At 66.1% G+C, this 16,131-nt stretch carries 11 protein-coding genes, 1 tRNA gene and 1 other RNA gene; 4 read left to right on the forward strand and 9 right to left on the reverse strand.

All coding sequences use genetic code 11. The features are described from left to right. Window positions 1-162 precede the first annotated feature (162 nt). The 5 genes from cysK to A1D30_RS06935 all read right to left on the reverse strand — a co-directional run bounded on the left by cysK (window position 163) and on the right by A1D30_RS06935 (window position 5,497). Window positions 163-1,080, reverse strand: a complete 918-nt coding sequence (gene cysK / locus A1D30_RS06915) for a cysteine synthase A (RefSeq protein WP_063460048.1) — start codon at window positions 1,078-1,080, stop codon at window positions 163-165. A gap of 237 nt (window positions 1,081-1,317) precedes the next feature. Beyond that, window positions 1,318-2,403: an RNA 3'-terminal phosphate cyclase gene (gene rtcA / locus A1D30_RS06920; protein WP_063460841.1), complete on the reverse strand. Its 1,086-nt coding sequence runs from the start codon at window positions 2,401-2,403 to the stop codon at window positions 1,318-1,320. A 224-nt stretch (window positions 2,404-2,627) separates the two neighbouring features. Further along, window positions 2,628-3,848 carry an RtcB family protein gene (locus A1D30_RS06925; RefSeq protein WP_063460049.1) on the reverse strand — a complete coding sequence of 407 codons (1,221 nt, stop codon included), beginning with the start codon at window positions 3,846-3,848 and terminating at the stop codon, window positions 2,628-2,630. Window positions 3,849-3,970: 122 nt separating this feature from the next. After that, window positions 3,971-5,110: a slipin family protein gene (locus A1D30_RS06930; protein WP_063460842.1), complete on the reverse strand. Its 1,140-nt coding sequence runs from the start codon at window positions 5,108-5,110 to the stop codon at window positions 3,971-3,973. 314 nt (window positions 5,111-5,424) lie between these two features. Continuing rightward, window positions 5,425-5,497 (reverse strand) — tRNA-OTHER (locus A1D30_RS06935). Between the two features lie 345 nt (window positions 5,498-5,842). Here A1D30_RS06935 and rtcR point away from each other — a divergent pair. The 4 genes from rtcR to rnpB all read left to right on the forward strand — a co-directional run bounded on the left by rtcR (window position 5,843) and on the right by rnpB (window position 10,455). Further along, window positions 5,843-7,471 carry an RNA repair transcriptional activator RtcR gene (gene rtcR / locus A1D30_RS06940; RefSeq protein WP_063460050.1) on the forward strand — a complete coding sequence of 543 codons (1,629 nt, stop codon included), beginning with the start codon at window positions 5,843-5,845 and terminating at the stop codon, window positions 7,469-7,471. Window positions 7,472-7,961: 490 nt separating this feature from the next. Further along, window positions 7,962-8,924, forward strand: coding sequence for an RNA ligase family protein (locus A1D30_RS06945; RefSeq protein ID WP_063460051.1), 963 nt, complete (start codon window positions 7,962-7,964; stop codon window positions 8,922-8,924). Next, window positions 8,912-10,093: an AAA family ATPase gene (locus A1D30_RS06950; RefSeq protein ID WP_242421813.1), complete on the forward strand. Its 1,182-nt coding sequence runs from the start codon at window positions 8,912-8,914 to the stop codon at window positions 10,091-10,093. The genes A1D30_RS06945 and A1D30_RS06950 overlap by 13 nt, the downstream gene beginning before the upstream one ends. A gap of 10 nt (window positions 10,094-10,103) precedes the next feature. Then, window positions 10,104-10,455: RNase P RNA component class A (gene rnpB, locus A1D30_RS06955), an RNA gene on the forward strand. A gap of 67 nt (window positions 10,456-10,522) precedes the next feature. On the opposite strand, the gene A1D30_RS06960 is transcribed toward rnpB, so the two are convergent. The 4 genes from A1D30_RS06960 to A1D30_RS06975 form a co-directional block, all read right to left on the reverse strand. Then, window positions 10,523-11,791 (reverse strand): M48 family metallopeptidase, encoded by a 1,269-nt coding sequence (locus A1D30_RS06960; protein ID WP_063460052.1) that lies wholly within the window; start codon window positions 11,789-11,791, stop codon window positions 10,523-10,525. 183 nt (window positions 11,792-11,974) lie between these two features. Then, the gene (locus tag A1D30_RS06965; RefSeq protein WP_063460053.1) at window positions 11,975-13,237 is read right to left on the reverse strand and encodes a YjgN family protein; all 1,263 of its coding nucleotides are present in this window, start codon (window positions 13,235-13,237) and stop codon (window positions 11,975-11,977) included. 146 nt (window positions 13,238-13,383) lie between these two features. Beyond that, entirely contained in the window at window positions 13,384-14,178 is a 795-nt protein-coding gene (locus tag A1D30_RS06970; protein ID WP_063460054.1) for an rRNA pseudouridine synthase, read from the reverse strand. 166 nt (window positions 14,179-14,344) lie between these two features. Continuing rightward, on the reverse strand, window positions 14,345-16,051 hold the full coding sequence (locus tag A1D30_RS06975) for an MBL fold metallo-hydrolase (protein WP_063460055.1): 1,707 nt from the start codon (window positions 16,049-16,051) through the stop codon (window positions 14,345-14,347). Window positions 16,052-16,131: the final 80 nt, after the last annotated feature.

A 16,131-nucleotide genomic window follows, 5' to 3' on the forward strand; every position in this document is an offset into this window, starting at 1 on the left:
ATTTTACCGGCGTGGCCCCGCTGGCCCGTACCCACAAAAAAGGCCCGCCGGGTGGCGGGCCTTGGGGCCAAAGCTGTCAAAGCCTGTTTGCTATCAATTAAATAGCTGTAAGCGCTTTATGGCCGCGCGCAAACGGCCATTTTGGCTTGTATTTTCTGCCGCTCAGGCGGGCAGGAAGCCTTCCACCGACAGGTAGCGCTCGCCCGTGTCGTAGTTGAAGCCCAGCACCTTCGCGCCCGCAGGCAGCTCGGGCAGCTTTTGCGCAATGGCCGCCAGCGTGGCGCCCGACGAGATGCCCACCAGCAGGCCTTCTTCGCGCGCGGCGCGGCGCGCAAACTCGCGCGCGGGTTCGGCATCGACCTGGATCACGCCGTCCAGCAGGCTGGTGTCCAGGTTCTTGGGGATGAAGCCCGCGCCAATGCCCTGGATGGGGTGGGGCGAGGGCTGGCCGCCCGAGATCACGGGCGAGGCCGTGGGCTCGACCGCAAACACCTTGAGCTGGGGAAACTTCGCCTTGAGCACCTTGGCAACGCCGGTGATGTGGCCGCCCGTGCCCACGCCGGTGATCAGCACATCGATGCCCTCAGGGAAGTCCGCCAGGATCTCCTGCGCCGTGGTGCGCACATGCACGTCGATGTTGGCAGGGTTCTCGAACTGCTGGGGGATCCAAGATCCGGGCGTCTGCGCCTGCAGCTCCTGCGCACGGGCAATCGCGCCCTTCATGCCCTTTTCGCGCGGGGTCAGGTCAAACTGCGCGCCATAGGCCAGCATCAGGCGGCGGCGCTCGATGCTCATGCTGTCGGGCATCACCAGGATCAGCTTGTAGCCCTTGACGGCCGCCACCAGCGCCAGGCCGATGCCCGTGTTGCCGCTGGTGGGCTCGATGATGGTGCCGCCCGGTTGGAGTGCGCCCGACTTCTCGGCGTCTTCCACCATCGACAGCGCAATGCGGTCCTTGATGGAGCCGCCCGGGTTGCTGCGCTCGGACTTCACCCACACGTTGGCGCCAGGGCCAAACAGGCGGTTGATGCGCACGTGGGGCGTGTTGCCAATGGTCTGCAGAATGTTGTCAACTTTCATGGCGTCTCCTGTGAGGGGCAAAGAAGGGGTTTGATGCAATGCGAGTCGCCTGGAAAAAATCCGTTCGGGCTGAGCCTGTCGAAGCCGGGGCACGATGGCGGGCTCCTCGACAAGCTCGGGCGAACGGGTTCACGGGCTGGTATTGCGGTACCACGCGCATTCTGAACCAGTTGTTCTATGGCTTTGGTGATATGGATATAGCGGAGTCCGCCAAAGCACAGCCCCTGGCCCGCAGCGTCAGGGCGCGGGCAGGATCTCCACCTGCATGGCGCGCTCCACCGGCGTGATCTGCACCCGCACCGGCAACCCGAGCGCAATCGTCTGCGCGTTGGTGGCCGTGTGCTGAGTCACCTCGGTGCAGGTGTAGCGCGCGGCCCGCCCGCTGCGCCACACCGCCAGGGCCAGCGGCAGCATCCACTGGTCGGCCAGGTGCGGGCCCAGGGCACCGGTGCTGCGCTGGTAGGCGCGCACCTCGTCCACCAGCCGCTTGGCCACCTGCTCGGCCGACAGACTGCGTTCGCCCAGCTGGCAGAACACCTCGGTCACGTGCGCGTGCTCCAGCGTGGCGATCAGCGCATTGCCCGGCCCTTCGTTCTGGCGCGTGGGCGGCTGGCGCAGCTGGCCCGATTCAAACGTCCAGCCCATGCGCTGGCCCAGTGCCTCCAGCTCCCGCGTGGCAATGTTGCGCGCCAGGCCCGGCACCAGCGCCTCGCCCCATGCGTTGTGCAGCGGGCCGCGCTCCAGCAGATCCACGGGCGCCAGGGGTTGGGTGGTGGCGGAGGCGGGCGTGATGTGCGCCACCAGCTCGCCGCCGCCAGCGGGGTAGAAGCCGCGCCGCTGCAATTGCAAGTCCACCCCCACGCCCAGGCGCCGCACCAGTGGTGCAAACGCCCGCTCCAGAAAATCAAACGGCGGCGCCATGGGGTTGTGCGTGCCGCCCGACAGCTCGACCTTGCTCGGGTCATCGGCCAGCATCAGCGCGGGCAACACGGTCTGCAGCACCAGCAGGCAGCTGCCCGCCGTGGCGATCTGAAAGCGGTAGTCGCCTGCGCGCACTGCGCTGGGCGTGAACACCAGCGTTTGCGAGCCCAGCTCGGCGCCCTCTGCCTGCCCGCCACATACCGCCACGGCCGCCTGCACACAGGCCAGGTGCTGGCGCATCAGCCCCGGCTTGGGCCGCCCGGCGCGGATGCGCGTGATGTGCAGCGGCCGGCCGGTGACCATGGACAGGGCCAGGCCCGTGCGCAGGATCTGGCCGCCGCCTTCGCCGGTGGAGCCGTCGAGGGTGAGGGGCTGCTGCTCCTGCACCACCTCCACGCGCATGTTCGGCGCCACCGTGTGGGCGGAGTGCAGCATTTTTTGTTGTTTTTCGTGCATAAAAAATGGCTCCTGCGCCTGATGATCATGCGCTGGTAGCTATCAAAAAAATAGTATTCACCAAGCCACCGGATACTGGCGCGGCCCCGGCGAGAGACGCCAAGCAAGGGCCGCCCCGCAGCGAGGGCGTCGTCCCCCTCTGGGGGAAGCCGCGCAGCGGCTCAGGGGGGCTACCCCTTCACACACACGACCTGCTTGAGCGTGTACACCACCTCCACCAGGTCTTCCTGCGCCGCCATCACCGCGTCGATGTTCTTGTAGGCCATCGGAATCTCGTCGATCACGTCCGCGTCCTTGCGGCATTCCACACCTTCGGTGGCCTTGATCTGGTCTTCGACCGTGAACAGCTTTTTGGCCTTGGTGCGGCTCATGGTGCGCCCTGCGCCGTGGCTGCAGCTGTTGAAGCTCTCGGGGTTGCCTTTTCCGCGCACGATGAAGCTTTTGGCCCCCATGCTCCCCGGGATGATCCCCAGCTTGCCTTGTTCGGCACTCACCGCGCCCTTGCGGGTCACGAACACGTCTTGCCCGAAGTGCGTTTCGCGTTGCACGTAGTTGTGGTGGCAGTTCACCGCCTCAATGTGCGTCTCGAACGGCTTGGTGATCACCTTGCGTATCGCGGCAATCACGCGGCCCATCATCACTTCGCGGTTGGCGGCGGCAAACTTTTGCGCCCACCCCACGGCTTTCACGTAGTCACCGAAGTACTGCGCACCTTCTTCGAAGTACGCCAGGTCCTTGTCGGGCAGGTTGCGCTGGTTCATCTCGGCGTCCTTCTTGGCCAGCTCGATGAAATGGGTGCCGATGGCGTTCCCCACACCGCGCGATCCGGAGTGCAGCATCACCCACACGCTCTGGTGTTCGTCTAGGCAGATCTCGATGAAGTGGTTGCCCGTTCCAAGCGTTCCCAGGTGCTTGTAGTTGTTCGTGTTCTTGATGCGCGGGTGCGCCTCGCAGATCTCGTCGAACTCATCCACCAGCCCCGCCCAGGCGCGGTCGGTTTCTGCAGGCGGGGTATCCCAGCTCCCCTTGTCGCGGCCGAAGCGCTTGGGGGTCATCCCCACGGGCACGGCGCGTTCGATGGCAGCGCGCACGCCGGACAGGTTGTCGGGCAGGTCGCTGGCGGTGAGCGTGGTCTTGCACGCCATCATTCCGCACCCCAGGTCCACCCCCACCGCAGCGGGGATGATGGCCTTGAGGGTGGGCACCACCGAGCCGATGGTGGCGCCAATCCCCAGGTGCACGTCGGGCATCACCGCCACATGCTTGAACACGATGGGCAGGCGTGCAATGTTGCGCAGCTGGTTCTTGGCGTCTTCTTCCACGGGCACGCCGTTGGTCCACATCTTCACGGGCACGCCGTTTTCGACTTCGTATTGTTCGTAGTTGTTCATGGTGTTCTTTCGTCTTGCTTTTTTCTGTTCCTCTTTGCCCGTTCGCGGCACTGTGCCACGGGCTTTGGATGGGGCACGGCCTTGCAGCCTGTGGCGCCCATCCGTCGCGTGGAAGACAGGTTTCAGCGCATCTTCACCAGCCCATTCAGCACCTGGTCCAGGCCGCCAAACACCGAGATCTTGTCGATCCGCTCGGCCACGCGTTCCAGCGTCTCCAGCTCCTTCATGCGCAGGGCGACGGGGTTGTCCTCCATCACCTTGGCGGTGTTGAGCAGCGAACGCGTGGCGGCGGTTTCCTCGCGGCGGCGGATCACGTTGGCCTCGGCCTGCTTCTGCGCCTGCACCACCTGGGTCAGGATGGTTTTCATCTCGCCCGGCAGCACGATGTCCTTCACGCCCACGCTCTCCAGCTGCATGCCGTAGGGCAACAGCTTGGCGGCCATGTGCGCGGTCACCACCTCGTCGATCACCGTCTTGTTCTCCAGCAACTCATCGAGTGTGCGAGTGCCCACGGCGGCGCGCAGCGCAAACTGCAGCTCGCGGTACAGGTGGTCGGCAGGCTTTTGCAACTGGGCAAAGGCGCGCAGCACGTCGGTGTAGCGGTAGGTGGCGCACAGGTTCAGGCGCAGGCCCACCTTGTCGCGGGTCATGATGTCCTGGCCCGACACCTCCACGGCTTGCAGGCGCAGGTCCACCAGCTCCACGGCCACAGTGCGGCCGTACTTCCAGAAGGCGTAGGTGCCTGCGGTCAGCAGGCGTTCCACTTTGCCATCCACCGTCAACAGCGCGCACTGGCCCTCGGGCACCTGCACCTGCAGCACGCCGGTCAATCCGGTCACGCTGCGCTGGCGCAGCTGGGTGTGCGTCAATCGCGCCACCAGTGCGGCGGGCAGTTCAGCGCCCGCTTGCAGGTCCACCACCTGCACGCTCACCTCCACCAGGCCTTTCCAGTACAGGCGGCGGGTGCCGGGCGGCAGGATCTCGACCAGCACGCCGTTTTCGCTGCGCAGGCCCACTTCGGTTTCCGACAGGTTCACCAGCACGAACTCGGCGGCCACCACGGCGGGCTCCTTCGCCATCAGGTACTCGGCCAGGCCGTGGGTGAAGGCGGGTTGTTCGAGGGCGAAGGTCTCTACGCGCAACTGGTCGGTACCCGCAAACAGCCAGTAGGTGCCGCTGTGCAGCACGCGGTCAAAACTGCCATTGCGCAGCAGCAGGGCGCGTTCGTTCTTCTTGACGGTGGTGCGTTGAAACAGCGTCATCATTTTTCTTCTCCTCGTTCGTTCTTTCGTTGTCGTTGCGTCTTCGTCGTCGTCATTGCAATCAGGGTGCCGTTACAGCGATGGCGGGGTGCCAGGGGGCGCAGCCTGGGCCCTGCAGTGCGCCGTGGTTGCTGCCCCATCCCCCAGTGGGAAGGGCGGCAGCGCGGCTGGCTGCGGGCGTGGGCTGTGCCGGGTGCTGGCACAAACCGCCACCGGCTGACGGGGTGGGGCCCTTGCGGTTGCGGCGCAACCTCGGGGCCTCTCCCCGCGTTCGGCGGGTGGTCTTTCGACCGGTACTTCCAATCAAGGTCTTGCGACCGTGGGCAGGAATCGAACCTGCGACAACCGCCTTTCGGCGGGGCTCTACCAGACTGAGCTACCAGTGGTGGCACGCCTGGAGTCGAACCAGACAGCTCCTTTCGGAGTGGTCACCACGACCGTGCCGTTACCCAGCGTTTGCGATGTGCGGCATGCAGAACATCGACAGAACCCGAAGGCCCCGGATGCCCGGCACCGGTGGGGCGAACGGTTGTCCTAACCCCGGCCTGTGAGCGGTCACCGCTTGTGCTGGATGCATCTTCTATTGCCAGATGTGTGCCAGCTTGCAATACATGGCCTGGAATGCCCGTAAGTTATTGATTTGTATGTGAATATTTCCTGCGTGGTGAAATTGATTGGGTGTGCAGATATCAAGTTAACTAGAATGAAAGCTAGTTAAATAGATAAAAATAAATGCACAAAAACAAAGTGGTCATCGGATTTCTGGGCACCCAGCTCGACTCTGGCAAGGGCGCTGGCCGGTGGGAGAAATGGCGCCCCTCCGTATCCCTGGTGCAGCATGAGGATGTCGTGATCGAACGGCTGGAGCTGCTCTACACCCCGCCGCACCGCGAACTGGCCCACCAGGTGCGCACGGACATGGCCACCGCCTCACCCGAGACCACGGTGACCCTGGTGCCGCTGCCCATTGCCGACCCGTGGGACTTTGGCGAGGTCTATGCCCAGCTGTACGACTGGACGCAGGCCTACCGCTTCGACACCGAGCGCGAGGAGTACTGGACGCACATCACCACCGGCACGCACGTCGCGCAGATCTGCCTGTTTTTGCTGGTGGAGTCGCGCCGCATTCCGGGCGTGCTGGTGCAAACCTCGCCGCCCAAGCGCCAGCAGATGGGCGACCCGGGCAGCTACACGCTGATCGACCTGGACCTCTCGCGCTACGACGTGATCGCGCAGCGCTTTGGCGCCGAGCAGCAGGACGCGGTGCAGTTCCTCAAGAGCGGCATTGCGACGCGCAACGCGCGCTTCAATGCGCTGATCGACGAGGTGGAGCGAGTGGCGGTGCGCTCGCGTGCGCCCATCCTGTTCACCGGGCCCACGGGCGCAGGCAAGTCGCACCTGGCGCGGCGCATGTATGAGCTGAAGAAATCGCGTCACCAGGTCGAGGGCGAGTTTGTGGAAGTGAACTGCGCCACGCTGCATGGCGATGGCGCGGCGTCTACGCTGTTTGGCCACAAGAAGGGCTCGTTCACCGGCGCGGCGGCCGACCGCGCGGGCCTGCTGCGCACCGCGCACAAGGGCGTGCTGTTCCTTGACGAGATCGGCGAGCTGGGCGCAGACGAGCAGGCCATGCTGCTCAAGGCCGTGGAAGAAAAGCGCTTCTACCCCCTGGGCAGCGACCGCGAGGTGGAGAGCGACTTCCAGCTCGTGGCGGGCACCAACCGCGACCTGCGCACCGAGGTGGCGGCCGGGCGCTTTCGTGAGGACCTGTTCGCGCGCATCAACCTCTGGAGCTATGTGCTGCCCGGCCTGGCCCAGCGGCCCGAGGACATCGAGCCCAACGTCGAGCACCTGCTGGTGCGCGCGGGCGAAGAGCTGGGCCGCAGCGTGCGCTTTTCCAGTGAGGCACGTGTGGCCTACCTGCGCTACGCCCAGTCGCCCGATGCGCTGTGGACCGGCAACTTCCGCGACCTCTCGGCCAGCGTGACGCGCCTGGCCACACTGGCCGATAGCGGCCGCATCGGCTTGCCGCTGGTGGACGCCGAGATCGCGCGGCTGCGCTGGCTGTGGCAGCCCGCGAGCGATGCGCGCCATGGTCTGGCATCCGCAACAGGAGGGGTGGGGCGCGACGAACTAGCGGCTTTGCTGGGCGACGAGGCGGTGGAGTCCATGGACCTCTTCGACCAGCTCCAACTGGCGGCCGTGCTGCAGGTCTGCCACCAGTCGCGCACCTTGTCCGATGCGGGGCGGCTGCTGTTCCAGGCCTCGCGCACGCAGCGCACGGTGGTCAATGATGCGGACCGGCTGCGCAAGTATCTGGCGCGGTTTGGTCTGGATTGGGAGCGGGCCGTACAGCGTTGAGTGGATGTGCGCGAGTGTTGCATTCCGCGCACAGCGCGGATTGACCTGCGTGTGGCCCAGCCGTTAGCATCGCGCCCCTTGCCAGAGTGATGATGTTCACCATGGCGAGCACTCCTCAAGACTTGCATATCGCGCCGAACCATGGCGCCAGGAGTTTCCATGCACACCTTCTTCTTCATCACTTGCTGAAGCCGCGCGTCGGCAACCTCTGACCTGCACCCCTGGGCCGTACCCGTCGATGCCATGATCGACGGGCACCGCTTTCAGCGCTGCAGTGGCATGTCGCCTGCCAGCCTTGCTCCGCGCCTCCTCGTGCGCGGTTGCGCTCGCCCAAGATCACGCGGTCGGGCTTCTTCGTTTTTTGCAACCCGTGGTGGTGCCCTGTGGGGCGCCGCTTCTGTCTCTGCGCGCGCCGGTTCGCCCTGCGTCTGAGAACCCTCATGCACGGGTTGCATTCCGATCAGACCTGACTTGTAAGGAGGAGCGCGCCATGGCGAAAACGCTCTCGAATACCCCTGTGGCAGCACAACTTTCGCTGCCCATCCTGCGCTACCCGCGCACCCCTCATCTGGAAGGATCGCGCCAACAGGCGGGCGATGCACCCGATGTGCAGCCGCTCGCGCCGCTGGCGGGGCACCACGCCGTCATCGAAGAAAAGATGGATGGTGCCAACTGTGCCATCTCGTTCACCGAAGGTGGCGAGCTGTGCCTGCAGTCCCGTGGCCACTACCTGCTGGGCGGGGCGCGCGAGCGCCAGTTTGCTGCCCTGCACCCCTGGGCTCGCGCGCACGAAGCTGGGCTGCTGGCTTGCCTGCAGGACCGCTACGTGCTGTATGGCGAATGGATGTTTGCCAAGCACGCCATGTTCTACGACAGGCTTCCGCATTACCTGCTGGAGTTCGATGTATGGGACCGCATGGAGCAGTGCTTTTTGTCTACCTCGCGGCGACATGCTCTGCTGGCAGGCCTGCCGGTGGTATCGGTGCCCGTGCTGTACGAAGGCCCCATGCCCCAGCGCGCCGATTGGCTGTGGTCGCTGGTCGGCCATTCACTGGCGCGCACACCGCGTTGGAGCGAGGCCCTGGACACAACCATCGAACGCCTGGCGTTGCCGCATGCGCTGTGCCGCCAGCAGAGCGACCCCTCGCCGTTGGCCGAGGGGCTGTATGTGAAGTTGGAGGACGAGCACCAGGTGCTGGCGCGTTTCAAACTTGTGCGCGCGGATTTTGTGCAGCACATCCTGGATTCGGGCTCGCACCACAGCGAGCGCCCCATCGTGCCCAACGGTCTGGCTCCTGGTGTGGATCTGTATGCCCCGCAGCTGCGCTGCAACTGGGCAGACCTGGGAGCGCAATGTTTGTACGGTTTGGAGGCTTTGCAAGCCCACCATGCCAATGACGCTGCGCGTGTTGTGCGCCGCGCACGGAAAGGAGGTGCCCCATGGCGCCGTTGATGATGCGCGTGGCGCCCTATGCGACCCTGCGCAAGCTGTTGCCCCTGCCGGGCCAGGACCTGGACTGGGCGTTGTGTTGTGAAGCCATTGAGGCTCTGCGCGCGCTGGACACTACTCCGCAGGACCCGGTGCACCACGCAGAAGGCGATGTTGGCACCCACACCCGCTGGGTGATCGCGTGCCTGCGCGAGGATGCGACGTTCCAGCAAGCCCTGCCGGATCGGCAGTGGGTGATGTTCATGGCCGCGCTGCTGCACGACATTGCCAAGCCCGCCACCACGGTGGTGGACGAGGCCACGGGTCGCATCCGCCAGCCGGGGCACTCCCAGCGCGGCGCGGTGGATGCGCGCGTGCTGCTCTGGCTCAGTGGCTGCCCGTGGGAGCTGCGCGAGGCCATCTGCCGCCTGATCGCTGTGCACCAGCAGCCGTTCTTCGTGTGGCATTCGCACCGGGGAACTCCGCCGGAGTACGTGGTGCGCAAGCTGTCGTGGGAGTTGTGCTGGGCTGAGCTGCTGGCAGTGGCCCGTGCCGACATGCGCGGGCGCGTCTGCCAGGACCAGGCCAGCCATCTGGACGACTTGCTCTTGCTGGAGGAGCTGGTGCGCGAGGAGGGTGCGTGGGATGGTCCCCGACACTTTGCAGATGCCCACACTGCGCTGCAGTACTTCCGTGGCACGCGCCTGTACCCGGACGAGCCGCTGCATCCGCAGCCGGGATCGCGTGTCACGGTGATGTGCGGTCTGCCCGCATCGGGCAAGAACCACTGGGTGGCCAGGCACCGGCCAGACCTTCCTGTGGTGTCGTTTGACGATGCCCGCGAGGCTCTGGGCCTGGCCCATGGCGACAACGAAGGCAAGGTGGCCCACCAGGTCTGGGACCAGGCGCGCAGCCTGCTGCGCGCCCAGGCCCCATTCGTATGGAATGCCACCCACCTCTCGCACAGCATGCGCGACAAGACGCTGGACCTGCTGTATGCCTACCATGCGCAGGTGGACATCGTGCACCTGGAACAGCCCTTGCCCGAACTGCTGCGTCGCAACCAGCACCGCGACACCACGCTGACCAATGCCGCGCTGCTGCGCATGTTGCATCGCTGGGAGGCTCCGTTGCCCACGGAAGCGCACCTTGTGATGTATGAAAGCGGCGTGGCATTGCCAAGTGCGGGATAATCCACCCCGTGAAGCACGCCAGACCGCCGCTGGTGCAATCTGGGAAACCAGGCACTGGAGGAACGTCCGGACTGCACAGGACAGCGTAGCAGCTAACAGCTGCCCACCGTGAGGTGAGGATCAGAGCAACAGAGACGAGTCCCGGGGGAGTGCCGCAAGGCAAACCACCGGGGGTGAAACGGGCAATCTCTACGCGCAGCAATACCAAGTAGGCCAGCGTTGATGTGGTTCCGCAGAGCTGGCGGGTAGGTAGCACCGAGCCGTGGTGGCGACACCCGGCCCAGATTAATGGCGGTCACGCTGCGGGAGCCCGCAAGGGTTTCCACAGTGCACAGAATCCGGCTTATCGGCGTGCTTCACACTTTATTTCTAGCCCGCGCTGGCACGCGGGTGCGGTGCCCGCCCTGGGCACCGCTTTCCACCATCCATTCAGCTTTTGGCGCAGTGCGGCGCATGCCCCTGCTCCAGTTCGGTGGCGCGTTTCAGCGTTTCGGGGTGGCTGCTGAGCAGCGACCACACCGGGTGGGATTCGGCCTCCTTGCCCAGTTTGCGCTTGCGTGCGGTGTCGGGAGCGCTGGCGGCGGATTGGGGTGTGGGGGCGTGGGCGGCATCGGCTGGGTTGTTGTCGCCGGGCGCCTTTTTGTCCTTGTCGCTGCCCTTGTCCTTGCTTTTGCCCTTGCCCTCTTCGTCTTCCTCGTCACGCGCAATCGCCAGCAGCAGCTGGCCCATGGGTGCCGTGGGCAGCGCGGTGTGGCGCATGAGGGCGATGGCGTAGCAGTCGGCCTCGCGTTCGTGGCTGCGGCTGTAGGCCAGGCCCGTCATTACCGAGGCGCCGGTGGAGACGATGCCCGACACGTCCCCCAGCGCCAGGCCCAGGCCCATGTTGAGCACGCCTTGCTCCACCACCATGCGGGTGGTGTGGCGGTGCACCACGTGGCCGATCTCATGGGCCAGCACGCCCACCAGGGCGTCGTCGGGCAGGCCCTTGTCGGCGGCGGCTTTCACGATGCCGTCGGTCATCACGATCTTGCCGCCGGGCAGTGCGAACGCGTTGGCGCCCATGCCTGCGCGGAACTCCAGCGTCAGGGGCGGGCGGTAGTCGGGGTAGCGGTGCAGCGTGGCGGGCGCCTGCTGCACCAGCACGTCAAAACGGGCCTTGAGCTGCGCCTGCCGCTCCGGGGGCAGCTTGCTGGGCTTCAGGGTGCCGTCGTCCATCTGCTTGAGCACGTTCTCGGCAACGCTGGTTTCCCAGCCCAGGGGCACAAACCGCGTGAGCTGCGTGGCGGCCCAGGGCGTGCCGTAGCGGTAGAACAGCGTGAGGCCGATGACGGCGGCGGCCGTCACGCCCAGCAGCATGGGCCAGCGGGTCTGCATGCGCTGAGCGATGCCGGGGCGCTCGCCCGCTGCTGCCAGCGCAGCGCGCCAGTCGGCCACGGCGTCGATCTCGACACTGCCGTGGTCGCGCAGATCCACCACCACGCGGGGCTGGGGCTTGCGCTCGTTCCAGGCCTCGGGCCAGCCCACCTGTTTGCAGGCAAACACCACGGGCTCGGCACCGGCCTGCGAGAGCGGATGCAGCACCAGCGACGGGCCCTGCGGCGTGGGCCGCAGGCTCACCATCACATGCCGGGCCTTGCTGCTGTGGCCATCGAACCAGCGTCCGGGGACTGGGGTTGCGGTGTGAAGGGTTGCATTCATCTCAGTCGTCCATCACGTGATAGGTGGCCTGTGGCCGTTGAAACTGGCGCTACCCAGGCCAGCGGCCGCCAAGCTGGGAATGCAGCGTTGCACTTGCGTGCGCTGGCGGCGCCCCCCTTCCCGAATCGCGTAGCGATTCGGGAAGGGGGGAAGGCGCGAAGCGCCTCAGGGGGATGTTCCGCTTTATCCGATGAGGTCCAAACCAGCCGCGTCGGCCAGCGCATCGCCCAGCGCACCTTGCTGCTGGCGCACCATGGCGCCCGCCACCTGTTCCACGCCGCCCTTGATGTGCAGGGTGACGGACTCGACCTTCATGCGGTACTCACTCACCCGCGCAAACGGGCGGTACAGGCCCAGCGTCAGCAGGGTGAGCAGCATGTTCTTGATGCGCAGCCCGATGTAGCTGCCGCTCTTGAGGCGGCTTTTGAAGCGCGCCACATGGCTCACGCCGATGTTGTCCCACATGAGCTGGAACATGCGCGCCTCGCGGTAGGCCCGGGCGGGGGCCGAGGCCAGGATCAGCATGAAGAAACCCACCACGGCCGACACGATGCCCACCACGATCATCCACAGGCCCATGCGCTCGCTCTGGCTGGCCATCAGGGCGATGGAGCTGCCCGCGAGTACGCCGACCAGCACGGCGATGCCCACCACACACAGGATGAACACGGCCACGGTGGCCAGCCAGATCTTCACGAAGTCCATGTACACCGGCTTCCAGCGGCCCTTTTCTGCGCCCAGCTGGGCCTTGAGCACCAGCAGGCTCTTGAAGTTGTATTCCAGCCGGATGAAACACAGAATCGACAGCACCAGGCCCAGCAGCAGCAAGCCGCCCATGGCGGGGGTGAAGCTGGGCATGGGTGCTTTGGTGCTTTCTTCCTCGACTGCTTCCAGCGCCTGCGCCAGATCGGGCGACAGCATCTGCATGCCAAAGAACACGCCAAACCACACCAGGGCCAGCGCAAACACGGGCCAGCTGGCGATGTAGACCTCTTTCCAGCTGGCGGTGAACTGCAGCCGCAGGCCGCGCCAGCGCGTGGCCGCGAGGCGAAAGCGCATGGCACTGGCCCAGATGAAGGGGGCCAGCGCCGCACCCGTCAGCAGGAACAGGCCCACAGCCGTGTCCTGCCCGGTTCGCACGGCGATGTTGTAGGCGATGGTGAGCATCATCAGCATCACAAAACCCATCACCATCTTGCGCTGCTGCGCGGTGAATTCGAGGGGGCTGCCCGCCACCAGGGTGTGGCTGTAGAAGTACTGGGCGGTGCGGCGCCGGGCCCAGGGGGTGTAGACGCCCAGCGTGACGATGGACAGCAGCACGTTGACGATCCACACCCGGAAATACTCGCCCCCGCTGCCGGTGAATTCGACGGGGTAGGCGTCGATGGCCTGTGGCATGAAGGTGGACATCGGCCCCGCCGCGCCACCGGATCTTTCTTGGTTCATGAACTCCCTCCTGAGTGCTGCGCAGTGTAGCAGCGGCCCCAGCGCAAGGGAATCATGAAAAAAAGCCGTCAGCGCGCTACCATCATGCCTTGATAGCTATTGTTTTAGGAGCTAAGGGGCGCGATGGCGCACCACCCGGCGCGGCCTCAGAACTTCTCCCACGGCTGCAAGTAGCGCCACTGCCCCTCGGGCACCTTGGCCAGTGGCACGCGGCCGATGCGGATGCGCTTGATGGCCTCCACCGTGAGGCCCACGGCCTCGCACATGGCCGGGATCTGGCCTGGCCGGATGCCCTTGAGCGCAAAACGCAGCTTGGTCTCGTTCTGCCAGCTCACCTTGATGGGCGGCAGCGGGCGGCCGTTGAAGCTGAGGCCATGGCACAGGCGCTGCAGGCCATTGGGCACGATCTCGCCCTTCACCTCCACGATGCACTCCTGCTCCAGCGCCTCGATGTCTTCGGCCAGCTTGCGTGCAATGCGCTTGTCCTGCGTGTAGACCACCAGCCCGCTGGCCTCGGTGGGCAGGGGCGTGAAACATTCCAGCTGCTTGAAGTGGCGCTGCAGCACGCGGATGCCCGAGGCGTCCTCAGGCAGGTGGGATGCGGCGCTGAGCAGCGTGAGCGCCTGCTGCGCACCCTGGCTGCGGCTGGCGTGGGCCGCCTGCCCTGTGGGGGCGCCTGGCAGGCCCAGGCCCGCTTCAAAACCAGCGGGCTTGTGCAGCAGCAAGGTCACCGGGGTCAGCTCCAGCAGGCTGGCATCGGGTGCCACGGCCACCGCCTGATCGGGGCGCACGCGCGCGCCGGGGGCTTCCTCGATCTGGCCGTCCACGCTCACAAAGCCGCCCTCGATGAATTGCTCGGCCGTGCTGCGCGAGCAGTTCAGCTGTTCGGCCACGCGTTTGGCCAGGCGGATGTGGGTGGGGTCGGGGTTCTTGTCAGTCATGGAGGTGGAGTGGGGTTCATGGGGAACACCTCTTGCGCAGGGGCGTTCCGGTCAAGGCGGCGATCAGGCACATCCGTTCGTGCTGAGCCTGTCGAAGCATTGCGCGGCGCTTCGACAGGCTCAGCGTGAACGGTTTGGGGGTGAAGCGGCCGCATTTATTTTCCTGTCAGTTGTTCCCGGGCTGCAGTGCCCGGATGCGTTCCACATGCGCCAGCAGCGATCGCTGCGCCACCGGCCACATGCGCGGCGGTACGTCGTCGTAAGCGTGGCGTACCCAGTCTTCCATGCTGCCCTGGGGCAGCGCCTGCATGGCGGCCAGCACCTTGGCCTCGCGCGCCAGGCGGTGGGCCTTGAGTTTGGCGATCGCGCCGCGCGCCCCGTTCACAGGGCCTCCCAGTACATAGCCATGCGCGGGCAGGATGAACTCGACGCCGTGCTCGGCACAGACGGCATCCAGCCGGTCCAGCGAATCCAGGTAGTCGGCCATGTTGCCGTCCGGCGGGTCCACCACCGTGGTGCTGCCGTTCAGGATGTGGTCGCCGCTGAAGAGCAAGCCGTCTTCCACCAGCAGCAGGCACAGGTGGTTGGCTGCATGGCCGGGGGTGTGGATGGCCTGCAGGGTATGGGTTATTTTGGCCTCTCCCGCGCTACCATAAAGCCTGAGTAGCTCATTATTTTGTAGCACCCTGTCGGGCGTGAACTGGCTGGCGGCGCGCGCCGTGGGGGCCGAGGGCAGGCCCAGGATGGGCGGTGGGGGCTTGCCTGCCTGCACACACAGCGCCTGCAGCGGCGCCGCACCGGGTGAATGGTCGGGGTGCGAGTGCGTGCACACAATCATGCGGATGTCGCCGCCTGCGGCGCGCCAGAGCTTGTCCAGGTGCTCGGAATCCGCCGGGCCGGGGTCGATGGCGATGAAACCCGTGGCCGGGTCGCCCACCAGGTAGCTGTTGGTGCCGGGGCCGGTCATCACGCCGGGGTTGGGCGCGGTGAGGCGCATCACATTGCGCAGCAGCGGCACGGGGCGCTCGGTCTGCCAATCCAGCGGGTGCACGATCTGCCCATCGGGGCAGACCAGGGCCAGCTCGCCATAGGGCATGTCGCTTTCCATGTAGCGGGCTTCCTTGCCCGCCAGCGTGCCCGCGCGGGGGCAGCTGGTCCACAGCGGCGCTTCGCTTTTCAGCGCATCAAACACCGCCTGAGTGCTGCCAAACGCGGCCAGCCGTTGCAGGGTGCGGATGGTCGGGAAGATCATGAAAAACTGCCCTGCCTCGTGCCGCACCAGCGTGTCGGCCGGGCGCACCCACACGGGCTCGAACTGCTCGGCCTCGTCGGCCACAGGCTCCTGGCCCTCGGGCATGCGGGCCACCAGAAAGGGCACGTCAAAGCGGCGCGGCAGGTCGCGGTCGGTGATCCAGTGCGCGAGCAAGAAGACGCCGTCCGCAGCCAGCCGCAGCCCGCGCGCGGTGCATTGCGCCACAAAGGGCTGGTGGCGGTCGATGGCGGCAATGTCCTGCGCGTCGGCCATCTGCCCCCGGCGCGGGCCGTTGGCATGGCGGGCCAGCAGCACACCCAGCTCTTCAAAACTCTCGCGGATGGCGGCGATGGCCTGGGTGAGGTGCAGGTCGCTCTGTGTGGGGCGGCGGTCTGCGGCGGCGTGGGTGTCGGGGGCCGCGTCCAGCGCGTCAATGCCGCCGCCGGGGAACACATACGCACCAGGTGCAAAGCTGGCCTTGTCGGAGCGCCGCGTCATCAGCACCTCGATCCCCCCCGCGCCGCCAGCGGCGATGGCATCGCGCAGCAGCAGCACGGTGGCGGCAGGGCGGGTGGCGACGGGTTCGCGGAAGGGGTGAAGCTGTTGGGTGGAGCGGGGCATCGGGCGATTATCCGGCGTTGCCCTGCAGCCTGCCGCCTGGCTGCTTTCGGCTTTCGCCAAAGACGAAGCCTTTTGCTCCC

This window comes from Acidovorax sp. GW101-3H11, assembly GCF_001633105.1.
Classification (GTDB): domain Bacteria; phylum Pseudomonadota; class Gammaproteobacteria; order Burkholderiales; family Burkholderiaceae_C; genus Acidovorax.